A 22,821-nucleotide genomic window follows, 5' to 3' on the forward strand; every position below is an offset into this window, starting at 1 on the left:
GTGACCACGGAATCTCCCCGATCCGAGTGATATGCGGGCAACAGATGTGGCGTTGGTGACATGAGGGCGTCCGACCGGTGGCGTCGGGGGTACCCACCCGTGCGAGGATGGGACGCCCGTGCACCCGGCCGGGAAGAATGTCCTTGTCGGAGCGGGTGCGTGGGGCGTGTCGGACGGCTTGAGGCGAAAGGACCGGAGCGTACGTGAGCGAGAATCAGAACCTCCTCGCGGAGCAGCGGCGATCCCTGATCCTGGACGAGGTCCGGCGCCGGGGCGGGGTCCGTGTCAACGAGCTCACCCGCAAGCTCGGCGTCTCGGACATGACCGTACGCCGCGACCTCGACGCGCTGGCCCGCCAGGGCGTGCTGGAGAAGGTGCACGGCGGCGCCGTGCCGGTCGTCGAGGCGAGTACGCACGAGCCGGGCTTCGAGGCCAAGTCGGGTCTGGAGCTGACGGCCAAGGAGGACATCGCGCGGTCCGCGGCGGAGCTGGTGACGCCGGGTACCGCGATCGCTCTGTCGGGCGGTACGACGACGTATGCGCTGGCGCACCATCTGCTGGACGTGCCGGATCTGACGGTCGTGACCAACTCGGTGCGGGTGGCCGACGTCTTCCACGCGGCGCAGCGCACCTCGGGGCCCCGGCAGGGCGCGGCCACGGTCGTGCTGACCGGCGGGGTGCGCACCCCGTCGGACTCGCTGGTGGGCCCGGTGGCCGACCAGGCGATCGCGGCGCTCCACTTCGATGTGCTGTTCCTCGGTGTGCACGGCATATCGGTCGAGGCGGGTCTGTCGACGCCGAACCTCGCGGAGGCCGAGACGAATCGGCGTCTGGTGCAGTCGGCGCGCCGGGTCGTGGTGGTCGCCGACCACACCAAGTGGGGCGTGGTGGGCCTGAGTTCGTTCTCGGCGCTGGAGCAGGTCGACACGCTGGTGACGGACTCGGGGCTGCCGGGCGAGGCGCGCGAGGAGATCTCCGAGCATCTGCGCCAACTGGTCGTGGCGGGCGAACCGGAGGCCTGATCCGCGCCTGGCGGTGCAGACATCTGACGGGGCGCCAGTTATCGTGACGTCGCCCCGGTCAACTCCCCTGCCCTGCCAGGAGGTTCGCGCCCATGGCCCACCGACTGCGCTCCGTCGGGCTCGACTTCGCCGAGACCGCGCCCGTACGCCTGGTGTTCGCACGGGAGGTGCCGGCCGCACCGCGGGCGGTGTTCCGTGCCCTGGCCGAGGACGTTCCGGGCTGGGCCGACTGGTACTCGGCGGTCTCCCTGGCCCGGCCGCTCGACGGCGGAGCCCGCCGCGAGGTCAGGCTGAAGGGCGGCGTTCGCTTCGAGGAGACGGTGCTCGCGGCGAAGGAACCCGAGCTGTACGCCTACCGCGTCGACGTGACCAACGCGCCGGGCATGCGAGCCCTGGTCGAGGAATGGCGTCTGCTGCCGACCGGCATCGGCACCGGCACGCGCGTGCAGTGGACCTTCGCCGCCGACGGGACGGCGGCGTTCCGGTTGGTCCTCAAGGCGGCGCGCACGGGCCTGGGCCGCGCCTTCCGGGACGCGGTGATCTCACTGGACCGGCGCATCGCGGCCTGAGCGCTTCGCAGGCCGCTCAGTCGGGCCAGACTCCCGACCTCAGCAGGGAGTCGATCGCCGCCGCGTACGGCTCGATGTCCAGGCCCTGCTCGGCGAGCCACGCGTCCGAGTAGTACTTGTCCAGATACCGGTCGCCCGGGTCGCACAGCAGTGTCACCACGCTCCCCTGCCGTCCCCCGGCGACCATCTCGGCGACGATCTTCAGCGAGCTCCACAGTCCGGTGCCCGTCGAGCCGCCCGCCTTGCGCCCGATGGCCCGCTCCAGCGCCCGTACGGCGGCGACGCTCGCCGCGTCCGGCACCTTCATCATCCGGTCGATGGCGCCGGGCACGAAGGACGGCTCCATACGGGGGCGGCCGATGCCCTCGATACGGGAGCCGCAGTCGCAGGTGACGTCCGGGTCGCCGGCGGTCCAGCCCTCGAAGAAGCAGGAGTTCTCGGGGTCGGCCACACAGATGCGGGTGTCGCGCTGGGTGTAGTGGACGTAGCGCGCGAGGGTCGCCGAGGTGCCGCCGGTGCCCGCGGTCGCCACGATCCACGCGGGCTCCGGGAACCGCTCCAGCTCCAGCTGGCGGAAGATGGATTCGGCGATGTTGTTGTTGCCGCGCCAGTCCGTGGCCCGTTCCGCGTAGGTGAACTGGTCCATGTAGTGGCCGCCGGTCTCCACCGCCAGACGGGCCGACTCCTCGTACATTCTGCGGGAGTCGTCCACGAAGTGGCACCGGCCGCCGTGGAACTCGATGAGGCGGATCTTCTCGGCGCTCGTCGTGCGCGGCATGACGGCGATGAAGGGCACCCCGATCAGCCCGGCGAAGTACGCCTCGGAGACGGCCGTCGAGCCGCTGGACGCCTCGATCACCGGGCGGTCCGGTCTGATCCAGCCGTTGCAGAGGCCGTAGAGGAAGAGCGAGCGGGCGAGACGGTGTTTGAGGCTGCCGGTGGGATGCGTCGACTCGTCCTTGAGGTACAGGTCGATGCCCCACTTCTCGGGCAGCGGGAAGCGGAGCAGATGGGTGTCGGCCGAGCGGTTGGCGTCGGCCTGGACCTTGCGCACGGCTTCTTTCAGCCAGTCGCGGTAGAACGCGTCGCTGTGGTCGACGTCGAGGGTCCGGCCGGGCCGGGCCTGCTGAGTGGTGCTCACGACGGGGGCTCCTTACGCAGTGCGCCGACGGCGCGTCGCGCGGCCGACACACCGATCATATGCACCTTGCGCACGCTTCTCACCTGCATAAACGCACCTTTGAGCAGACCAAAGAACGGCCTGGGGGCGGGCGGTGGCCTCGATGGGGGCGCATTCGGACGAGTGCTCCGGGTGCTCGGGCGCAGGCGGTCGTACGCACTGGTGCTCGACGCCGGGTGCGGGCACACTGCACCGGACGGGGACGCACACTGGATCACGACATCAGCTGGACACGGACCGCGCAGGTCACGGTCCACCGCACCGGACGCGCACAAGGGGGCAGCGGCATGGCGGAGCCGGAGTTCAAGGCCACGGGCGTGCGGATCGGCAAACGGCTGCGTTCGCTCACCCGGGCCGGGCAGGTCCGGATCAGTGACGGCAGGCTGGCCCTGCTCACCAGTTACGGCACCGAGATCGACAGCGCGCCGGTGCAGGCGGTGCGTGCCTCGAAGCCCTGGTTCGCCGCGCACGGCCGGGCACTCGCGGATCTCAACGGCAAGCGGTACCTGCTCACCCTGGGCGATCACGACCCGGCGCCCGGCGAACCCGGTCCGCCCGCGGCGGGCCGGTTCATCGAGGCCGTGCGCAGGGCCGCGGGACGCGGCGGCTGACGGATCCCGAAAACCCAGGCGCCGGGCCGCGTCCTGCGATCGGCTGAACCGACCGCGAGTTGCGCCACCGCGCCCCCTGCGTCACGCTGGTCTCACGTCACTCTGGGTTTACCGGCGATAACGCTGCGAACCAGCCGCCGGGCACGACAGCAGGAGACCGTTTCCTTCCGGGCGCCCTGCTGGATCCGTCTTCCGTGTTCTTCCGGACCTCTTCAGTCGGGGAGTCGCAGCCGTGATCAGTCACCCAAGCAGGCACTGCACGGTAGAGCTCCAAGCCCTGCCGTCGCGGATCGGCCAGGTCCGCAGAATCGTCTCTGCGCAGTTGCGCTACTGGCACATGGACTCGCTCATCGACCGGGCCGCGCTCGGTGTGACGGAGCTGCTGACCAACGTTCACCTGCACGCCCAGCCCGACAAGCTCTGCACCGTGGAGATAGAGCTGCTGCTGGACCGGCTCATGGTCTCGGTGCGCGACCACGACCCCCGGCTGCCCGAGGTACGGGACGTGGAGACCTCCGCCACCACCGGGCGCGGGCTCGCCATGGTGGCCGCGGTGAGCGAGAGCTGGGGCGTGCGCCCGGACGGCGACGCCGGCAAGGTCGTCTGGTTCACGCTGCCCACCGCCCCGGCGCCGGTCGCTCCCCCGGCCCGCCCGCGCCGTACCGCCGAGAAGCCCGCCCGCCGGTTCACGGAGGTCGAGCACGCGGTCGACGCCCACAGGTCCGCACACGCTCCCGCCCGGTCCGCCGTTGCCGGTTGACCGGGCGGTGAGAGATTTTGATTGGTCGTTCGGCTCCGGGGGCGCCTCAGCCGGTGTCGGGACGGAACCCTCGTTGAGGTCGACGGGCTCTTGCCGTTGATCGAGCCCGCCGACCTCAACTCGCCGTCCGTGACCGGGAGTCACTCCGTGGCGATGGCGCGCAGCACGTCCAGGCGTGCCGCTCGGCGGGCCGGGCGCAGGCCCGCGAGGGCGCCTGCCGCGAGGCCCACCAGGGCCACGATCACGAGCTGCACGGGCGGGATCGCGAAGGCGAACGCGCTGTCGCTCGCGCCGTCCGAGGCCTTGACCAGCACCCAGCCGAGGAAGGCGCCGAGACCGAGGCCGCCGACCGTGCCGAAGGCCGCGACGAGCACCGACTCCCAGCGGACCATGGCCCGCAGCTGGGCACGGGTCTGGCCGACGGCCCTGAGCAGGCCCAGTTCACGGGTGCGTTCGTGGACGGCCAGCGTCAGGGTGTTGGCGATGCCCAGCAGTGCGATGAGGACCGCGAGGGCGAGCAGGGCGTAGACCAGGGTCAGCATCATGTCGATGCCGCCGGCCGAGGACTGCGCGTAGTCGTCGCGGGTCTGCACCTCGGGGTTGCCGTAGTGGTCGGCCACCTTCTGGACAGCTGCCTTGCCCGCGTCCGTGCTCACGCCGTCCTTGAAGGAGACGGCAATCAGGGAGTCGGCGTCCTGGGTGCGGTGCGGGGCCCAGGCGGCACGGGTGATGACGTAGTCGCCGGCGAGTTCGGAACGGCCGTAGACCGCGCGGACGGTGAAGCTCTCCTGCTTGCCGTCGGTGAAGGTGAGCCGGGCCTTCTCGCCGGTGGCCAGGTGCTGCTTGTCGGCCTCCGAGCGGGTGATGGCGATGCCGTCGGTGCCGAGGTGGCGCAGGGAGCCGTCGACCTTGCCGAGGTCGAAGGTGCGCTCCAGGGCGACGGGATCGGTGACGGTCAACGCCCGTCCCCGGCCGTCGACTTTCGCGACACCGCGGCCCAGGCCGACGGCCGTGTCGACCTCGGGGACCTGCTGGATCGCCCCGGCGAGCCGGGGGCTCAGACCGCTGCCGCCCGCGCCGAAGGACGGGGTGCTGACGGCGACGTCGCCGGCGAAGGACCGGGACACCGTCTGGTCCATGGTCGCCTTCAGCGAGGCGCCGAAGACGGTGAACAGCGACACGACGGCCACGCCGATCATCAGGGCGCTCGCGGTGGCTGCGGTCCGCTTGGGGCTGCGCAGGGCGTTGCGCCGGGCGAGCCCGCCGGTGACGCCGCGGAGCCTGTGGAGGGGGCCGCCGAGAATCCGTACGGCCGTGGTGGAGGCGACCGGGCCGAGGACCACGAAGGCGGCCAGGGCGAGTACGGCGCCGAACGCGGCCAGCCAGATGGACGGTGACACCAGGACTCCGGTGAGCGTGGTGGCCACGGCCAGGGCGGCGAGGCCCATGCCGGTGACGGCACGCGTGCGGGAGGCACCGGAGGCGTCCACGGCCGTCTCGCGCAGTGCGGCCAGCGGGGCGGTGCGGCCGGCGCGCGCGGCGGGCAGCAGCGCGGAGCCGAGGCAGACCACGATGCCGACCGCGAGCGGCAGCACCATGGACAGCACGCTGATCACCAAGTTCCCGTCGGGGAAGGGGAATCCGATCGCCGGGAACAGCGACTGCAGGCCCGCGGCGATGCCGATGCCGCCCGCGAGGCCCGCCGCGGAGGCGGCCACGGCGACGGCGGTGGCCTCGACGAGAGTCGTGGCCGTGACCTGTCGGCGGGAGGCGCCGAGGGCCCGCAACAGGGCGTTCTCCCGGGTGCGTTGGGCGACGACGATCGCGAAGGTGTTGTGGATGGAGAACGTGGCGACCAGCAGCGCGATGCCGGAGAAGACCAGCAGGAGGGTGGTGAAGATGGACAGGAACTGGCTGGAGACCATGTCCGTGTTCTCCTGCGCCGACTCCTGACCGGTGATGGCCTCGACTCCCTTGGGCAGTACGGGAGTCAGCCGGTCGACGAGCTCCTTCTCGCCGACGCCGGGACCGGCGCGCACCTTGATGCTCGCCGCCTCGCCGGGCCTGGCCGTGAGGTACTTCTCGGCGTCGGCGCGGGTCATGCCGGTGAAGGTCACCTGGGCCATGCCGTCCTCGCCGCCGAAGGTCGCGAGGCCGACGACGGTCACCTTGACCGGGTCGGGGGTGCGCAGCGTGGTGGTGTCTCCGATCTTCAGGTCACCCTTCTTCGCGGCGCCGCGGTTGAGGACGACCTCGCCGGACTTCTGCGGGGCGCGGCCCTCGGCGAGCTGGTACGGGTTGAGCTTCGGGTCGGTGATCCAGTTGCCGGCCAGGGTGGGCGGGCCCTGGCCGCCGACGGGCTTGCCGTTCTTCCCGACGAGCTGCCCTGCACCCTCGATGTCGGGCGCGGCGGCCGCGACACCCGGCACGTCCTCGAGGGTGCTCACGAGGTCCGTACGGACGGGCTGGCGCACGCCCTGGCTGTCGCCGGGTGTGGTGATGGCGTCGGCGCTGCGCACCACGGCGTCCGTGCCGCTGGTCGCGCTGCCGAACATGGAGTCGAAGCTGGCGCGCAGCGTGTCACCCATGACGAGGGTGCCCGCGAGGAACGCGACGCCGAGGAACACGGCGAAGAAGGTTCCGGCGAAGCGCCGCTTGTGGGCGCGGAGCGAGGACACGCTCAGGCGTACGGCGGCGTTCATGAGGGCACCTCGAAGGCTTTCATGCGGTCCAGGACCTTGTCCGCGGTCGGGGATTCCATCCGGTCCACCAGCCGTCCGTCGGCGAGGAAGACGACCTCGTCGGCGTGGGCGGCGGCGACCGGGTCGTGGGTGACCATGACAACCGTGCGGGAGGTCTGGCGCGCGGCGCGGCCGAGCAGGCCGAGCACTTCACCGCCGGAGCGCGAGTCGAGGTTGCCGGTCGGCTCGTCGGCGAAGACGACGTCGGGCTGCCCCGCGAACGCCCGTGCCACGGCGACGCGTTGCTGCTGGCCGCCGGAGAGTTCGGTGGGCCGGTGGTGCAGCCGGTCGCGCAGACCCACGACGTCGATCAGCGCGTCGATCCACTCCGGGTCGCCGCGGCCGCCCGCGAGATCCAGCGGCAGCGTGATGTTCTCCGCCACGGTCAGCGTCGGCACCAGGTTGAACGCCTGGAAGACGAAGCCGACGCGGTCGCGGCGCAGGAGGGTGAGGCGGCGGTCGTCGAGGCTGCCCAGATCGGTGTCGCCGATGACGGCGGCGCCCGAGGTGAGCGTGTCGAGACCGGCCGCGCAGTGCATGAGCGTGGACTTGCCGGAGCCCGAGGGCCCCATGATCGCGGTGAAGCGGCCGACCGGGAAGTCGACGCTCACCCCGTCCAGGGCCCTCACCTCGGTGTCGCCGCGGCCGTACACCTTCACGGCGTCGACGACCCGGGCGGCCGTCCGCACAGTGGTCGCGGTCGTCACGCCGCACCGCCCTTCGTACGGCCGAACTGCTCGTCCAGGACGGACAGCCGGCGCCAGTACTCGTCCTCGTCGATCTCGCCGGAGGCGAAGCGGCGGCCGAGCACGGCGATGGGCGAGTCGCCGGTGGGGCGGGCGTCGTCCATGAAGCGCCGCGGGCCTCCGCGGCGGCCACGCCACACGGTGCGGCGCAGCAGCGTCACGACGCCGACCACCACGGCCGCCCAGATCAGCGGGAAGAGGAGGATCCAGGGGCCGGGGCCGCCGCCGTGCCAGTTCGCGAGTGTCTGCATGTCGAGTCATCTCCCAGTTCGCTGTTCGGGTGTGGTCTCGAGACTCCCGCCGACGAGGGGTCCGGGTCGTCGTACGGCCAGCGGCACTGCGCATACCTCCCTGGGAGTACGCACGGCTGTTCCGGCTGCTCCTTGATGCCTCGACTTCTGTAACTACTAGTATGTACAGTGACGTCATGAGCACCTCGGAGAGCACATCGGAGCGGCTGATCGAGTCCACTCGTGAGCTCCTGTGGGAGCGCGGTTACGTGGGCACCAGCCCCAAGGCGATCCTGGAGCGCTCGGGCGCCGGGCAGGGCAGCATGTACCACCACTTCAAGGGCAAGCCCGATCTCGCGCTGACGGCGATCCGGCGGACGGCCGAGCAGTTGCGGGCTACCGCCGAGGGAGTACTGCGCGGCCCGGGGACGCCGTACGAGCGCATCGAGGCCTATCTGCTGCGCGAGCGCGACGTGTTGCGCGGGTGTCCGGTCGGGCGGCTGACGATGGATCCGGACGTCGTCGCCAGCGACGAACTGCGCGCGCCGGTCGACGAGACGCTCGACGCGATCCGCGAGCTGATCGCCGGGATCGTCGAAGAGGGCAAGGAGGAGGGCCAGTTCGCGCCCGGCCTCGACGACGAGGAGATCGCCGCGGCCGTCCTCGCCACAGTCCAGGGCGGCTATGTCCTCGCCCGCGCCTCCGGCTCCCCCTCGGCCTTCGACGCCGCTGTCCGTGGGCTGTTGTCCCTTCTCGCCCCGCGATAGGAGTGCGTGCACGTGCACATCACGAGGAATCACCCCGGTACACAGCAGGGACCGGCCGAGAACTTCACCGGTTCGGTGTGGCTCGACGAGATCGCCGCGCCCCCGGCCCCGTCCCGGCTGCGCATGTTCAGCGTCCACTTCGCGCCCGGCGCGCACACCGCGTGGCACCGCCATCCCCACGGCCAGGTCCTGCACGTCCTCGAGGGCGAGGGACTGGTGCAGCGCAAGGGCGCCGACGTCGAGGCGATCCGCGCGGGCGACACCGTATGGATCGAGCCGGACGAGTGGCACTGGCACGGCGCCGGTCCGCGCACCTTCATGACACACCTCGCGGTCGTCGAGGCCGCGGCGGACGGCACCACCACGCAGTGGGACGCGCACGTCGGCCCGGAGGAATACGCCGCCGGCGCATCGCCGGACACCCCCGCCTGAGGAGGCATCGATGCACGCCCTGCAGTACGAGCTGACCCTTCCCGCCGACTACGACATGGGCATCATCCGCGGACGCGTCGCCCGCGTGGGGCATCTGCTGGACGACTGGGAGGGGCTCGGCATCAAGACGTACCTCGTGCGCGAGCGCGGGGTGAACGGCTCACCGGTCAACCAGTACGCGCCGTTCTACCTGTGGAACTCCATGGAGGGAATGAACACCTTCCTCTGGGGCGGCGCGTTCCAGGGGCTCAGCAATGACTTCGGACGGCCGTCGGTCCGGCAGTGGAGCGGTCTCGCCTACGAGGACGGGGGCGCCCCGGGCTCATCGGCGCGGTTCGCGGTGCGGCGACGCCAAGTCGTGGCGGACGGTGTGGAGTTGGCCGCCGTGATGGGTGAGGCGGTCGACGAGGTCGAGCGCCTGGCCGGCGAGGACGGAGCCGTGCTCGCCGCTGCCGCCGTGGACACCAGCCGCTGGGAACTGGTCCACTTCTCGCTCTGGGAGCACGACACGCCCAAGGCGGACGGCGATGTGTTCGAGGTGCTGCACTTGTCGTCGCCGGGGCGGGACCGGCTGCCGCGCGGACGGCAGTGGTGAGCGGCTTCGTCCGTACGGTCCTGGGGGACCTGCGGCCCGAGGAGCTGGGCGTGTGCGACGCGCACGACCACCTCTTCCTCAGCAGCCCGCAACTGCCCGGCCAGGAACTCAACGACGCCCGCGCGGCACGGGCCGAGCTGGAGGCGTTCCGTGCGGCGGGCGGGACGGGCGTCGTCCAATGGACGCCGTACGGGATGGGCCGTCGGGCCGCCGACCTGCCCGCGCTGTCACAGGCCGCCGGTGTGCACGTGGTGTGCGCGACCGGGCTGCACCAAGCGGCCCACTACGCCCCGCAGTTGCTCAAGGAGGTACGCGACGGGCTCGCCGAGATGTTCGTCCGCGAACTCACGGAGGGCATCGGCACATCGGGCGTGCGGGCCGGGCTGATCAAGGTGGCGGGCGGCTTCCACGCCCTCGACGCACACGCCCGCTGGACCATGACGTCCGCGGCCGAGGCCCACCGTGCGACGGGCGCGCCCATCGCCGTCCATCTGGAGATGGGCACGGGCGCACTCGACGTACTGGACCTGCTGTGCGGCGAGTTGGACGTACCCCCGCACCGAGTGATCCTCGGGCACCTCAACCGCTCCCCCGATCCCGTGGTGCACCGCCAGGCCGCGGAGGCAGGCTGCTGGCTGGCCTTCGACGGCCCGTCCCGCACCCATCACGCCACCGACTGGCGCATGCCGGACTCCGTACGCGCCTTGGCCGAGGCCGGATTCGGGCACCGGTTGCTGCTCGGCGGCGACACCGTCGTCGCCACGGCGCGATCGGTCAGCGGCGGGCCCGGGATGCCGTATCTGCTGCGGCGCGTACGACCGCGTCTGGAGGCGGAGTTGGGCACGGATGCGGTGGATCGCATCCTTGCGGAGAACCCGGGGCGGGCGTTCGCCGTGGAGTGGCGCTGAGGGTCCACACCATGCGTCGGCAGCCATGAACTGCCGTTGCAACCAGCGCTGTTGAGCAGATATACCAAAAAGAAGGAGCGACACCCCATGCCGTTCGTCCGCATCGACGCGTTGCGCGCCGACACCCATTGCCTCGACGCCCTCGGGCGCGCCGTGCACGAGGCCCTGGTGGAGACCCTCGGCATCCCGCCCGACGACCACTTCCAGGTGCTGGTCGGCCACGACGGCATCAACAGCACGCTCCGGTACGGCGGTTACCTCGGCGTGGATCGGGACGACGGCATCGTCTACGTGGCCATCACCATGCGCCACGGACGCACGCCCGCACAGAAGCAGGCGCTGTACCGCCGGATCGCGGAACTGGCCCACGCCTACGCCGGGACCGAGCCTCGGAACGTGTTCGTCACCGTGACCGAGAACGAGTCGGCCGACTGGTCGCTCGGTCACGGGGCGGCGCAGTACCTCGAAGCCCCGTCGGCCTGAGCGGGCTCAGCGGCACGGTGAGCAGCCGGGCGTGCGGGGCCCGGTCAGCGGAGTTTGGCGTACTCCACCGCGATCTGCGCGCCCAGGCGGGCGTTGTTCTTGACCAGGGCGATGTTGGTTCGCAGGCTTTCGCCGCCGGTGAGTTCGACGATACGGCCGAGGAGGTACGGGGTGGTGTCCTTGCCGGTGATGCCGGCCTTGGCCATCTCGGTCAGGGCCTGGGCGATGACTCCGTCCATGCGTTCGGCCGGGACCTCCTCGTCCTCGGGCACGGGGTTGGCGATGCTGACGCCGCCCGGAATGCCGAGGTCCCAGCGGGCGTGCATCACGGCGGCGATCTCGGCGGGCGAGTCCACGCGCATCGGCGAGGTGAAACCGCTGCGGCGCGAGTAGAACGCCGGGAACTCCTCGGTGCCGTAGGTGAGAACCGGGACCCCGAGGGTTTCCAGGGTCTCCAGGGTCAGGCCGATGTCGAGGATGCTCTTCACGCCTGCGCTGATCACCGCGACGCCGGTCGTGGCCAGTTCGGTCAGGTCGGCGCTGATGTCGAACGAGGTCGGCGCGCCGCGGTGCACACCGCCGATACCGCCGGTGACGAAGGTGCGGATACCGGCGAGCGCGGCCAGTCGCATCGTGGCCGCGACGGTCGTCGCGCCATGTGCGCCGCGCGCCATCACGTACGCGAGGTCGCGGACGCTGGCCTTGGTGACGTCCGGCGCGGTGGCGAGGAGCTCCAGATCCGCGGGGGTGAGTCCGATACGGGGACGGCCGTGCAGGACGGCGATCGTCGCGGGTACGGCGCCGCCGTCACGGATGATCTGCTCGACCTCGACCGCCATCTCCACGTTCTGCGGGTGCGGCATACCGTGGCTGATGATCGTCGACTCCAGTGCCACGACGGGACGCCCCTCGCGCAGCGCCTCGCGGACCTCGTCCGTGAGGACGAGACGCGGGTGCGGGACGGCGGTCGCGGCGTTCGGGGCGGGGGCGGGCGTGATCATCTCGGGCTCCGGATCGGGTAGTTCAGGCGATCGAGTTGTTCAGGCAGTCGGGTTGTTCAGGCAGTCGGGTTGTTCAGGCAGTCGACGGGGACGTTCCGTTCAGCGCGTCCTCGACCAGGCGTGGGGTCAGGTCGGGACGTACGGTCGCCGGGCTCGCGACCGTCAGGGCCGCGGCGGCGTGGCCGTAGCGGGCGGCTTCCACCGCGTCGCCGCCGGCCAGCAGGGCGTGGACGAAGGCGGCGAGCATCGCGTCACCGGCGCCGGTGACGTCGGTGACCTCGGCGTACGGCGCGGTCAGGAACCGCGCTTCCCCACCCGCCGAACTCAGCACACTGCCGCGTGCCCCGAGCCGTATCCACACATGGCGCACCCCGCGGTCGTGCAGTGTGCCGGCGGCGGCCGTCACCTCGGCCTCGTCGTCGCCGACAGGGTGGCCGAGGAGGGCTCGCAGTTCGTCGAGGTTGGGGGTCAGCGCGAAGACCGGGCGGTGCGCGGTGAACAGCGGTGCGAGCAGGGCCGCCTTGGGCGCGCTGACCGGGTCGATCACCACCGGTACGTCGGCGGGGTGGGCGACGTCCATCGCGTGGGCCAGTACGGCCGACGGCAGGTTTCCGTCCAGGACCAACATGTCGGCGTGGGCGATGAGTTCGCGGGCCGGGTGCAGATCCTCCGGGGCCAGCGCCTCGGTGGCCGCCATGTCCGCGACCGCCACGACCAGGTCACCGTCGGCGTCGAGCACCGCCGTGTATGTCCCCGTCGGGTGGGCGCTGCGATGCACATGGTCGAGGCGCACCCCCGCCGCCGCGGTCTCCGCGAGCAGCCGCTCGCCCGCCGCGTCCCGGCCCACGGCGGCGATCAGATGCGTCGGGGTGCCGAGGCGCGCCAGGTTCTCCGCGATGTTGCGGCCCACTCCGCCCGCCGTGGTGCCGGCCCGGCCGGGGTTGCTCGTCCGTTGCCGTACGGGCGCCAGGCTGCGCACCTTCACGTCGGTGTTGGCCCCGCCGACGACCACGACCGCGTTCTCCTCGCGGAGGATGTAGCCGCGGCCGAGGATGGCGCCTTTCTTGCCCAGGTTGGACAGGTGCACGTTCACGGCCGCACGGGTGCTGCCGAGTGCGTCGGCGATCGCCTGCGGCCCGGCGAGCGGGTCGCGGCGCAGCAGCGCGATGATCTCGCGCTCCCGCTGGGTCAACATCATGCTGACCAAAGTAAAGGGGCTTTATTGGTGTAAGCAAGGGGGCGGAAGAGTCTGAAGAGGTGCTGCTCCGGCGGGCGGCGGCTCAACCGGTGCCGTGCCCCAGGTCGAGCCGAGTCAGGCGCTCCACGTTCTGCCGGTCCTCGGTGTCCTCGCTCGCCTCCGCGGCGAACCAGGCGTCGAGGATCTCCTTGAGCAGCGGCTCGGACGTCAGGCGCAGGCTGAGCGCCAGCGCGTTGGCGTCGTTCCAGCGGCGGGCGCCGTCCGCGGTGTACGCGTCCGTGCACAGCGCGGCCCGTACGCCGGGCACCTTGTTCGCGGCGATGGAGGCTCCCGTGCCGATCCAGCAGCACACGACCGCCTGGTCCGCCGCGCCCTCGGAGACCTCGCGCGCGGCCGCCTCCGAGCAGGCGGCCCACTGGGGGTCGTCGCCGGGGCTCAGCGCGCCGTGCGGCACGACCTCATGGCCGCGCCTTCGCAACTCCGCGACGAGCAGGTGCGCCACGGGTTCGTCCATGTCGGAGGAGACGGAGATCCGCATGACCGGAGACTAACTCCGTCACGACCGCTCCCCCAGTGCGCGCCGAGCGTTCGAGCCATCGCCCACGAGTGCACTACGTCCCCTCGGGCCAACGCCCCCGCGCGCAACAGCCACCCCCTCAGGCCAATGCCCCCGCGCGCAACAGCCACCCCCTCAGGCCAATGCCCCCAGCGGATCGTCCAGCACCGGCTGCCAGGCCAACTCGGCAGCGCCGACCAGGCTGTTGTGGTCGAGGGTGCAGGGCAGGATGGGGACGCCGCCGCTCTGGCCCCACAGGCTGCGGTCGGCCACGACGGCGCGCAGTCGGTCGGGGTCGGCGTCCAGCAGGGTGCGGTGCAGGCCGCCGAGGATGATGCGGTCGGGGTTGAGGATGTTCACCAGGCCCGCGAGACCGAGCCCGAGGCGGTCGATGAGGACCTCGGTGGCCGTACGGATGGACGGGTCGTCGTAGTGGTTGCGGATCAGGTCGATCGCCTGCTGCAGGAGTGAGACCTCCGGGCCGGGGTCGCGTCCGGCCGCTGTGAGCAGGGCCAGCGGGTCGGCTTCCACGTCGAGGCAGCCGCGGCTTCCGCAGTGGCAGGGGCGGCCCTCGGGGTTGACGGTGAGGTGGCCGACCTCCAGGGCCAGTCCCGAACTGCCCGTGTGCAGACGGCCGTCCAGCACCAGCGCGCCGCCCACGCCGCGGTGGCCGGTGGCCACGCACAGCAGGTCGCGGGCTCCGCGTCCGGCTCCGTGCCGGTGCTCGGCGAGGGCGGCGAGGTTGACGTCGTTGCCCGCGAAGGCGGGTCCGCCGATCCCGGCCTCGCGTACGCGCTCGGCGAAGATCCGGCGGACCGGGGCGCCCACCGGCCACGCCAGGTGCAGCGGGTTGAGCGCCAGGCCGTCGGGCTCGGCGACCGCTGACGGCACGGCGAGCCCGGCGCCGACGCATCGCCGTCCCGTGGTGCGCAGCAGTTCGGCGCCCGCCTCGACGACCGAGCCGAGGACCTTCGCCGGGTCGGCGTCGACGGTCTCGCAGCCCGGCGCGGTCTCGACGATCCGGCCGCCGAGGCCGACCAGTGCCGCCCGGAACCCGTCGGCGTGCACCTGGGCGGCCAGGACGACCGGCCCGTCCTCGGCGACCGAGAGCCGGTGCGAGGGCCTGCCCTGGGAACCGGCCGCCGCGGCGGGCCGGGCGTCCACCCGGATCAGCCCGAGCGCCTCCAGTTCGGCGGCGACCGCACCGGCCGTGGCACGGGTCACGCCGAGTTCGGCGGTGAGCACCGCGCGGGTGGGGGCGCGTCCGGTGTGCACGAGCTCCAACGCGGGCCCGAGCGCACCGCGCCCCCGGTCCAGCCGCGTTCTCGAGGTGGTCCCATTCCCCGTCGGCCGGGGGTCCGCCTTGCCGCTCATGTGGGCGAGTCTCCCATGATCCGCGGATACGCCGGCTACAGGCCGCTGACTCTGAGTGTGATGTTCAGACGTCCCGTCAGCCCCAACTCTGAAGGTGCCGTACCCGGCTGCACCTTCGGCACACCGTGGTAGGCGAGCCGCGACGGGCCGCCGAACACGAACAGGTCGCCGCTGCGCAGTTCCACGTCGGTGTACGGCCGCCCCCGGGATGTGATGTTGCCGAAGCGGAAGACGCAGGTGTCGCCGAGGCTCAGCGACACCACCGGCGCGTCCGACTTCTCGTCGCTGTCGCGGTGCATGCCCATGCGGGCCTCGGCGTCGTAGAAGTTGATCAGTGCGATGTCGTACGCCGGAGTGGGCTCGGCTTGGCCCATGGCGTCCCGCACCGCGCGGCGGCCCAGCTCGCCCAGGCTGTCGGGGAACGGCTTCACCGGGGAGCCGTCGCCGTCGACGACCGTGCGGGCGTAGGCGTACGGGTACCAGTGCCAGCCCAGGCAGACCTGCCGGGCGGTCATGGTGCCGCCGCCGGGTGTGCGGACCGTGCGCAGGCCGGCCGGTGGGCGGGCCCACTCCCGGCAGGCGCGGAGCAGCTCGCGCTGGTGGTCCGCGTCCAGCCAGTCGGGCACGTGCACCGCGCCGGGCGCGATCTGCTTGCGCTCGCGTGGAAACAGCTCGGACAGCTCGGACTCCATGTACGCCATCCTCCCCCACCGGCCGTGAGCTGCGGCTCGGCTAGCCTTGGCACACGATGAACGACCGTATGACGACGCCCTGGGGCGAGCTCGCGCTGACCCGTTTCCCGGAGGAGGCGCGCGAGAGGCTGCGCGCCTGGGACGCCTCCGACGAGTACCTCCTGCGGCACCTGGCGGAGCAGGAGATCCCGCTGTCCGGCACGGTCGTGGTCCTCGGCGACCGCTGGGGCGCGCTGGCCACCGCGCTCGCGGCGCATCGGCCCGTACAGATCACCGACTCCTTCCTCGCGCAGGAGGCGACCCGGGCGAACCTGCACCGCGCCGGGGCCGAGACGGGCGCCGTCCGTCTGCTCACCACCCAGGACCCGCCGCCCGACCGCGTCGACGTCCTCCTGGTGAGGGTGCCCAAGAGTCTCGCGCTGCTGGAGGACCAGCTGCTGCGGCTGGCGCCCGCCGTGCACGAGCAGACGGTGGTCGTCGGCACCGGCATGGTGAAGGAGATCCACACCTCGACGCTCCGCCTCTTCGAGCGGATCCTCGGGCCGACCCGCACCTCGCTCGCGGAGAAGAAGGCCCGGCTGATCTTCTGCACGCCGGATCCGTCGCTGAAGCGGCCCGCCAACCCGTGGCCGTATACCTACGCGCTCCCCGACGGCATCGGCCCGGTTTCGGGCCGCACCGTGGTCAACCACGCGGGTGTGTTCTGCGCCGACCGGCTGGACATCGGCACGCGCTTCTTCCTGGGGCATCTACCGACCGCGCGCGGCGGCCGGGTGGTGGACCTGGGCTGCGGCAACGGTGTGGTCGGTACGGCGGTGGCGGTGGCCGATCCGGCGGCCGAAGTGCTGTTCGTGGACGAGTCGTTCCAGGCCGTGGCGTCGGCGGAGGCGACCTACAAGGCGAACGGCGTGCCGGGGCATGCGGAGTTCCGGGTCGGGGACGGGCTGGCGGGGGTGTCGGCCGAGAGCGTCGACCTCGTGCTGAACAATCCGCCGTTCCACTCGCATCAGGCGACGACCGACGCGACGGCGTGGCGGATGTTCACCGGGGCGCGCCGCGTGCTGCGCCCCGGCGGTGAGCTGTGGGTCATCGGCAACCGGCATCTGGGCTATCACGTGAAGCTGCGCAAGGTGTTCGGCAACAGTCAACTGGTCGCCGGTGACGCGAAGTTCGTGGTGCTGAAGGCCGTGAAGCAGTAGATCGCCGAAGCGGTGAGCCGCTGAGCAGTCGGTCGCCGAAGCGGTGAGCCGCTGAGCAGTGAGCCGCTGAAGAAGTGGGCCGCGTCGCCCGGTCAGGCGGCCGGCCGGCCGAGTGTCGTAATGATGGCGGTGACGGCCCGCGCCATCGCTTCCCTCGCCTCCTTCAGGTACTGGCGGGAGTCGACCGCATCGGGGTGGTCGGCCAGGAATGCGCGGATCGCGCCCGTCATGGCGATGTTGAGGGCGGTGCCCACGTTCACCTTGGCGATGCCGCCCGCGACCGCGGCGGCGAGTTCGTCGTCCGGGACTCCGGATGAGCCGTGCAGGACGAGCGGTACGTCCAGAGTGGTGGAGAGCCGTTCGAGCAGGCCGTGGTCGAGGATGGCGGTACGGGTGGTCATGGCGTGCGTGCTGCCGATGGCGACGGCGAGGGCGTCCACGCCGGAGTCGGCGACGAAGGCGCGGGCCTCCGCCGGGTCGGTGCGGGCGCCGGGCGCGTGGGCGTCCAGCGCGGGCTGGCCCGCCTTGCCGCCGACCTGCCCCAACTCGGCCTCGATCCACAGGCCTTGGCCGTGCGCCCAGTCGGCGGCGGCCCGGGTCGCGGCCAAGTTGCGGTCGTAGGGCAGTCGGGCCGCGTCGTACATCACGGAGCTGAATCCGGCGTCCGCGGCCTGGTGCAGCAGCTCGTCGCTCTGGACGTGGTCGAGGTGCAACGCGACGGGTACGGCGGCGTGTTCGGCGGCGGCGACGGCAGCACGGGCCAGTGGCAGCATCCGTCCCTGGCGGAACTTGACCGCGTTCTCGCTGACTTGGAGGACGACCGAGGTCCCGGCCGACTCGGCGCCGGCGACGACCGCCTCGACGTGCTCCAGCGTGATGATGTTGAAGGCGGCGACGGCCGCGCGCTCGGCGGCGGCCCGGCTGACGAGTTCGCCGGTGGTGACGAGAGGCACGGCTTCTCCTTTTGAGGGGCGCGTCGGGGACGGGGTTGGCGCGTCCTCCGAGAGGCGCGTCGGGGAGTGTGCTGGCGCGTCAGGGCTCGAGGATCACCGAGCGGGTGAGGTGACGGGGCTGGTCCGGGTCGAGACCGCGGGCGGCGGCGACGGCGACCGCGAGGCGGTGGACGCGGACGAGTTCGGCGAGCGGGTCGAGGCCGCCCGGGACCCACAGTCCGCCGGTGGCGCGCACCTGCTCGGCCAGGCCCTCGGGGGCTTCGCCGAGCATCCAGGTCGCCGTACCGCGGGTGGTGATGCTGATCGGGCCGTGCCGGTACTCCATCGCCGGGTAGGACTCCGTCCAGGCGAGTGAGGCCTCGCGCATCTTGAGTCCGGCCTCGTTGGCCAGGCCCACCGTCCAGCCCCGGCCGAGGAAGGTGAACTGCGTGCAGTCGACGAGCCCTTCGGGCAGCGGGGTCGCGAGCGCGCTGCGGCCGTCGTCGACGACGGCGTCGGTGTGCAGGCCGAGATGGGCGCGGAGCAGGGTGAGCGCGGTCGTGGCGAACCGGGTCTGGACGACGGACCGTTCGTCCGCGAAGTCGAGCACGACGATGTCGTCGGCGGCTTGCATGACGGGCGTGTTCGGGTCGGCGGTGATCGCGACCGTGCGGGTGCGGCCCTGCAACTGCCCCAGGAGGTCGAGGACTTCGGTGGTGGTGCCGGAGCGGGTGAGCGCCACGACGCGGTCGTACGAGCGGCCGAGGGGGAACTCGGAGGCGGCGAAGGCGTCCGTCTCGCCCTGTCCCGCGCCCTCGCGCAGCGCGGCGACCGCCTGGGCCATGAAGTACGAGGTGCCGCATCCCACGATCGCGACCCGCTCACCGGGCGCCGGGAGCGCCTCGCGATGCCCGGGTGCGGCCGTCGCGGCCCGGGTCCAGCACTCGGGCTGGCTGGTCAGTTCGTCCTCGACATGGGTCATGCCGGGTCCTCCCCTGGTGGATTCCCGATCGGATTACTTTGCTTGTTTCTGCAAGATACAGCGTACTTTCGAGCATAATCAAGCAATCGACGCCATGCGGTGTGCGCTAGGGTCGCCGGGAGATCGAGGAACGGAGGGCGGGGATGTCGCGGGACGCCCGCTGGAAGGCGCTGCTGGAACTGCTCGTCGAGCGCGGCCGGCTGGATGTGGAGGAGGCGGCCGCCGACCTGGAGGTCTCGGCGGCGACGATCCGGCGCGACTTCGACCAGCTCGCCGAGCAGCAGATGCTCGTGCGCACCCGGGGCGGCGCGGTCGTGCACGGGGTGTCGTACGAGCTGCCGCTGCGCTACAAGACCGCCCGCCACGCCTCCGAGAAGCAGCGGATCGCGAAGGCGGTGGCCGACCTCGTCGCGCCCGGCGAGGCGGTGGGGCTGACCGGCGGCACGACCACCACCGAGGTGGCGCGTGCCCTGGCCGTGCGCAGCGATCTCACCTCCGGCACTCCGGCGCTCACCGTCGTGACGAACGCCCTCAACATCGCCAACGAGCTCGCCGTGCGCCCCCAGTTCAAGATCGTGGTGACCGGCGGGGTGGCGCGCCCGCAGTCGTACGAACTCATCGGGCCGCTCGCGGACGGCGTGCTCGGCCAGATCACCCTCGACGTGGCCGTCCTCGGCGTCGTCGCCTTCGACGCGGCCCACGGCGCGGCCGCGCACGACGAGGCCGAGGCGGCCATCAACCGGCTGCTGTGCGAGCGCGCCGAGCGCGTGATCGTCGCCGCGGACTCCAGCAAGCTGGGGCAGCGCGCGTTCGCCCGCATCTGCGACGCCACCGCGGTCGACACACTCGTGACGGACACGGCGGTCGACGCGGACGAGGTCCGCAGGTTCGAGGAGGCGGGGCTGAGGGTGCTGGCGGTCTGACGCGGAGGCCCGGGCCCGGCTGCTCGCCGGAGATCCGCCGACTCACGGGCTGCCCGGCTGCCCCGGACCCCACGACGCATCGGCTCCCCGCGGGCTCCCACCGCACCGGACGCTCACCTACCCACCGGGATCCTCACCCGCCCCCCGGCTCCCCGCCGCATCGGCCGCCCGCCAGCCCCCGCCACACCGGACCCTCGCCGACCACCAGAACACCCCACCCGCCAGCTCCCCGACTCCCGCCGCATCCGCTGCCCGCCGACACCCCACCACACCGGACGCTCACCAACCCACCGGAATCCTCACCCGCCCCCCGGCTCCCCGCCGCATCGGCCGCCCGCCAGCCCCCGCCACACCGGCCACTCGCCGCCCACCAGAACACCCCACCCGCCAGCTCCCCGACTCCCGCCGCATCCGCTGCCGGCCGACCCCCCACCACACCGGACGCTCACCTACCCGCCGGGAGCCTCACCCGCCCCCCGGCTCCCCGCCGCATCGGCCGCCCGCCAGCCCCCGCCACACCGGACACTCGCCGACCACCAGAACACCCCACCCGCCAGCTCCCCGACTCCCGCCGCATCCGCTGCCCGCCGACACCCCACCACACCGGACGCTCACCAACCCACCGGAATCCTCACCCGCCCCCCGGCTCCCCGCCGCATCGGCCGCCCGCCAGCCCCCGCCACACCGGACACTCGCCGACCACCAGAACACCCCACCCGCCAGCTCCCCGACTCCCGCCGCATCCGCTGCCGGCCGACACCCCACCACACCGGACGCTCACCAACCCACCAGGAAGCCCCACCCCCCGCACACCCACCCCACTCCCCCGATCCCCGCGCCCCCGCCCCCCGATCCGCCTAGGCTGAGGAACGCGCGACGTGGGACGCGGGACGCTGGCCCGGGGCAGGGAGGCTGTGATGAGCGTACGAGCGGTCGACGAGGGGATTTCCGAGGGAGGGCCCGGTTATCTGCCGATCGCCGAGCACGGGCTGATCGGTGATCTGCGCAGCGTGGCGCTCGTGGGCACCGACGGCACCATCGACTGGTACTGCTGCCCGGCCTTCGACGCGCCGAGCATCTTCGCGTCGATCCTGGACGCCGAGCGCGGCGGGTCCTTCCGGCTGGCGGCGTCCGTGCAGGCGAAGACCAAGCAGTTCTACTTCCCCGACACCAACGTCCTGATCACCCGCTTCTTCACCGAGGACGGCGTCGGCGAGGTGCAGGACTTCATGCCGCTCAACAACGGCGACGTGGAGGCGGAGCGGCACCGGCTGATCCGGCGCGTGGTGTGCGTACGCGGCTCCATCCCGTTCCGCGCACGCATCGCCCCGCGCTTCGACTACGGCACGCGCGAGCACACCGTGCGGATGGTCGGCGAGGCGGCGGTCTTCGAGGCCGACGGGATGTCGCTCGCACTGACCGCGACCGTGCCGCTGGAGGCCGAAGGACCGGACGCCCGGGCTGACTTCAAGCTCTCCCAGGGCGACACGGCGGTGTTCGCGCTGGACCAGCTCGGCGGCGACGTGCAGCCGCGCCGGTGCGCCAAGGCCGAGGCCGAGGAGCAGTTCGGCACCACGGTGGCGTACTGGCGGCGCTGGCTGTCCGCCTCCAAGTACCGTGGCCGCTGGCGGGAGATGGTGCATCGCTCCGCCCTCACCCTGAAGCTGCTCACCTACGCGCCCACCGGCGCGATCGTCGCCGCGCCGACCACCAGCCTGCCCGAGGAGCTGGGCGGCGAACGCAACTGGGACTACCGCTACGTGTGGGTGCGCGACGCCGCGTTCTGCGTGTACGCGCTGTTGCGGCTCGGCTTCACCGAAGAGGCCGAGGCGTTCATGAACTTCCTTGTCCGCTACGTCAGTACATGCGACGACGGGCAGTCCGCGCCCCTGCAGATCATGTACGGCATCGACGGCCGCACCGACCTCACCGAGCGCGAACTCGGCCATCTGGAGGGGCATCAGGGCTCCGCGCCGGTCCGGATCGGCAACGCCGCCGCCGACCAGCTGCAGCTCGACATATACGGCGCCCTCATCGACTCGATCTACCTCTACGACAAGTGGGCCAAGCCGATCTCCAGCGCCCAGTGGGACAATGTGTGCCGCCTGGTGGAGTGGGTGTGCGAGCACTGGGACCAGCCCGACGAGGGGATCTGGGAGACCCGCGGCGGACGCAAGAACTTCCTGTACTCGCGGCTGATGTGCTGGGTGGCGATCGAGCGGGCCATCCGCATGGCCAACCGGCGCGGCCTGCCCGCCGATCTGCCCCGCTGGCGCGAGACCCGCGACACGATCTACCGGCGGATCATGAAGCGCGGCTGGTCCGAGACCCGGCAGGCGTTCGTCCAGCACGAGGACGGCGACGTCCTGGACGCCGCGGTCCTGATGATGCCGCTGACGAAGTTCATCGCGCCCACCGACCCCAAGTGGCTGTCCACGCTCGACGCCCTCACCAACGACCTGGTGTCGGACTCCCTGGTCTACCGCTACGACCCCCTCTCGAGCCCCGACGGTCTGCGCGGCGACGAAGGCACCTTCTCCATCTGCTCGTTCTGGTACGTCGAGGCCATGGTGCACGCCGGACGCATCGACGAGGCACGGCTCGCCTTCGAGAAGATGCTCACCTACGCCAACCATCTCGGCCTGTACGCCGAGGAGATCAGCCACACCGGCGAGCAACAGGGCAACTTCCCGCAGGCGTTCACCCATCTCGCCCTCATCAGCGCCGCCTTCAACCTGGACAAGGCCCTGGGCTGAGGCGGTCGTTCGAGGGTGTTGCCTTGGGGGGTGTTGCCTTCGGGGGTGTTGCCTTCGGGGGTGTTGCTGAGGACACCCGGGATCCGGTGCCCAGGCCCAGGGACTGCGTCCCCCACGGCTGGGAGGATTCATGACGTCGGCGAACGGGCCGACACGGAATCCAC

At 71.9% G+C, this 22,821-nt stretch carries 23 protein-coding genes; 12 read left to right on the top strand and 11 right to left on the bottom strand.

What is annotated here, in order from left to right:
* Positions 1 to 203: 203 nt before the first annotated feature.
* Positions 204 to 1,022: a DeoR/GlpR family DNA-binding transcription regulator gene (locus JYK17_RS15620; RefSeq protein ID WP_108012635.1), complete on the top strand. Its 819-nt coding sequence runs from the start codon at positions 204 to 206 to the stop codon at positions 1,020 to 1,022.
* A gap of 92 nt (positions 1,023 to 1,114) precedes the next feature.
* On the top strand, positions 1,115 to 1,591 hold the full coding sequence (locus JYK17_RS15625; protein WP_108012634.1) for an SRPBCC family protein: 477 nt from the start codon (positions 1,115 to 1,117) through the stop codon (positions 1,589 to 1,591).
* A gap of 16 nt (positions 1,592 to 1,607) precedes the next feature.
* Here JYK17_RS15625 and cds1 read toward each other — a convergent pair whose 3' ends face one another.
* Complete coding sequence (gene cds1, locus JYK17_RS15630) at positions 1,608 to 2,732, bottom strand: L-cysteine desulfhydrase Cds1 (protein WP_128803950.1); 1,125 nt, start codon at positions 2,730 to 2,732, stop codon at positions 1,608 to 1,610.
* A gap of 326 nt (positions 2,733 to 3,058) precedes the next feature.
* Here cds1 and JYK17_RS15635 point away from each other — a divergent pair, with 326 nt between their 5' ends.
* Both JYK17_RS15635 and JYK17_RS15640 read left to right on the top strand, forming a co-directional pair.
* Entirely contained in the window at positions 3,059 to 3,382 is a 324-nt protein-coding gene (locus JYK17_RS15635; protein WP_016433533.1) for a hypothetical protein, read from the top strand.
* 232 nt (positions 3,383 to 3,614) lie between these two features.
* Positions 3,615 to 4,142, top strand: a complete 528-nt coding sequence (locus JYK17_RS15640) for an ATP-binding protein (protein WP_108012632.1) — start codon at positions 3,615 to 3,617, stop codon at positions 4,140 to 4,142.
* Between the two features lie 140 nt (positions 4,143 to 4,282).
* Here the strand turns inward: JYK17_RS15640 and JYK17_RS15645 are convergent, their stop codons facing one another.
* Genes JYK17_RS15645 through JYK17_RS15655 form a run of 3 tightly spaced genes read right to left on the bottom strand, consistent with a single transcriptional unit; the run spans position 4,283 to position 7,880 of the window.
* Positions 4,283 to 6,844, bottom strand: coding sequence for an ABC transporter permease (locus tag JYK17_RS15645; RefSeq protein WP_222810572.1), 2,562 nt, complete (start codon positions 6,842 to 6,844; stop codon positions 4,283 to 4,285).
* A complete protein-coding gene (locus tag JYK17_RS15650) occupies positions 6,841 to 7,590 on the bottom strand; it encodes an ABC transporter ATP-binding protein (protein ID WP_108012630.1) in 750 nt (249 codons plus the stop codon). Before JYK17_RS15650 ends, JYK17_RS15645 begins: the two co-directional genes overlap by 4 nt.
* On the bottom strand, positions 7,587 to 7,880 hold the full coding sequence (locus JYK17_RS15655) for an SHOCT domain-containing protein (protein ID WP_222810573.1): 294 nt from the start codon (positions 7,878 to 7,880) through the stop codon (positions 7,587 to 7,589). The genes JYK17_RS15650 and JYK17_RS15655 overlap by 4 nt, the downstream gene beginning before the upstream one ends.
* A gap of 176 nt (positions 7,881 to 8,056) precedes the next feature.
* Between JYK17_RS15655 and JYK17_RS15660 the strand changes: the two genes are divergently transcribed.
* From JYK17_RS15660 to JYK17_RS15680, 5 genes are all read left to right on the top strand, one after another.
* Positions 8,057 to 8,626 (top strand): TetR/AcrR family transcriptional regulator, encoded by a 570-nt coding sequence (locus JYK17_RS15660; RefSeq protein WP_372465129.1) that lies wholly within the window; start codon positions 8,057 to 8,059, stop codon positions 8,624 to 8,626.
* Positions 8,627 to 8,638: 12 nt separating this feature from the next.
* The gene (locus JYK17_RS15665; protein WP_222810575.1) at positions 8,639 to 9,058 is read left to right on the top strand and encodes a (R)-mandelonitrile lyase; all 420 of its coding nucleotides are present in this window, start codon (positions 8,639 to 8,641) and stop codon (positions 9,056 to 9,058) included.
* 10 nt (positions 9,059 to 9,068) lie between these two features.
* Positions 9,069 to 9,653 (top strand): DUF4865 family protein, encoded by a 585-nt coding sequence (locus JYK17_RS15670; protein ID WP_222810576.1) that lies wholly within the window; start codon positions 9,069 to 9,071, stop codon positions 9,651 to 9,653.
* Positions 9,650 to 10,561, top strand: a complete 912-nt coding sequence (locus JYK17_RS15675; protein WP_181362483.1) for a phosphotriesterase family protein — start codon at positions 9,650 to 9,652, stop codon at positions 10,559 to 10,561. The genes JYK17_RS15670 and JYK17_RS15675 overlap by 4 nt, the downstream gene beginning before the upstream one ends.
* Positions 10,562 to 10,648: 87 nt before the next feature.
* Positions 10,649 to 11,044 (top strand): tautomerase family protein, encoded by a 396-nt coding sequence (locus JYK17_RS15680; RefSeq protein ID WP_128803945.1) that lies wholly within the window; start codon positions 10,649 to 10,651, stop codon positions 11,042 to 11,044.
* A gap of 44 nt (positions 11,045 to 11,088) precedes the next feature.
* On the opposite strand, the gene JYK17_RS15685 is transcribed toward JYK17_RS15680, so the two are convergent.
* From JYK17_RS15685 to JYK17_RS15705, 5 genes are all read right to left on the bottom strand, one after another.
* Entirely contained in the window at positions 11,089 to 12,045 is a 957-nt protein-coding gene (locus JYK17_RS15685; protein ID WP_222810577.1) for a pseudouridine-5'-phosphate glycosidase, read from the bottom strand.
* A 73-nt stretch (positions 12,046 to 12,118) separates the two neighbouring features.
* Positions 12,119 to 13,243 (bottom strand): carbohydrate kinase, encoded by a 1,125-nt coding sequence (locus JYK17_RS15690; protein ID WP_181362482.1) that lies wholly within the window; start codon positions 13,241 to 13,243, stop codon positions 12,119 to 12,121.
* A gap of 82 nt (positions 13,244 to 13,325) precedes the next feature.
* On the bottom strand, positions 13,326 to 13,781 hold the full coding sequence (locus tag JYK17_RS15695) for an RpiB/LacA/LacB family sugar-phosphate isomerase (RefSeq protein WP_222810578.1): 456 nt from the start codon (positions 13,779 to 13,781) through the stop codon (positions 13,326 to 13,328).
* A gap of 153 nt (positions 13,782 to 13,934) precedes the next feature.
* Entirely contained in the window at positions 13,935 to 15,173 is a 1,239-nt protein-coding gene (locus tag JYK17_RS15700; RefSeq protein ID WP_108012623.1) for an ROK family protein, read from the bottom strand.
* 35 nt (positions 15,174 to 15,208) lie between these two features.
* A complete protein-coding gene (locus JYK17_RS15705; RefSeq protein ID WP_108012622.1) occupies positions 15,209 to 15,865 on the bottom strand; it encodes an alpha-ketoglutarate-dependent dioxygenase AlkB family protein in 657 nt (218 codons plus the stop codon).
* Positions 15,866 to 15,921: 56 nt separating this feature from the next.
* On the opposite strand from JYK17_RS15705, the gene JYK17_RS15710 reads away from it, so the two are divergent.
* The gene (locus JYK17_RS15710; RefSeq protein WP_222810579.1) at positions 15,922 to 17,064 is read left to right on the top strand and encodes a methyltransferase; all 1,143 of its coding nucleotides are present in this window, start codon (positions 15,922 to 15,924) and stop codon (positions 17,062 to 17,064) included.
* A 92-nt stretch (positions 17,065 to 17,156) separates the two neighbouring features.
* Here the strand turns inward: JYK17_RS15710 and JYK17_RS15715 are convergent, their stop codons facing one another.
* Together JYK17_RS15715 and JYK17_RS15720 are read right to left on the bottom strand one after the other, a co-directional pair.
* Positions 17,157 to 18,017: a class II fructose-bisphosphate aldolase gene (locus tag JYK17_RS15715; protein WP_108012620.1), complete on the bottom strand. Its 861-nt coding sequence runs from the start codon at positions 18,015 to 18,017 to the stop codon at positions 17,157 to 17,159.
* 79 nt (positions 18,018 to 18,096) lie between these two features.
* Positions 18,097 to 18,978 (bottom strand): SIS domain-containing protein, encoded by an 882-nt coding sequence (locus JYK17_RS15720; RefSeq protein ID WP_222810580.1) that lies wholly within the window; start codon positions 18,976 to 18,978, stop codon positions 18,097 to 18,099.
* A 143-nt stretch (positions 18,979 to 19,121) separates the two neighbouring features.
* On the opposite strand from JYK17_RS15720, the gene JYK17_RS15725 reads away from it, so the two are divergent.
* Together JYK17_RS15725 and JYK17_RS15730 are read left to right on the top strand one after the other, a co-directional pair.
* A complete protein-coding gene (locus JYK17_RS15725; protein ID WP_108012618.1) occupies positions 19,122 to 19,901 on the top strand; it encodes a DeoR/GlpR family DNA-binding transcription regulator in 780 nt (259 codons plus the stop codon).
* 917 nt (positions 19,902 to 20,818) lie between these two features.
* On the top strand, positions 20,819 to 22,657 hold the full coding sequence (locus JYK17_RS15730) for a glycoside hydrolase family 15 protein (RefSeq protein WP_108009203.1): 1,839 nt from the start codon (positions 20,819 to 20,821) through the stop codon (positions 22,655 to 22,657).
* Positions 22,658 to 22,821: the final 164 nt, after the last annotated feature.

This window comes from Streptomyces plumbidurans, from assembly GCF_019857225.1.
GTDB classification, from domain to species: Bacteria; Actinomycetota; Actinomycetes; order Streptomycetales; family Streptomycetaceae; genus Streptomyces; species Streptomyces plumbidurans.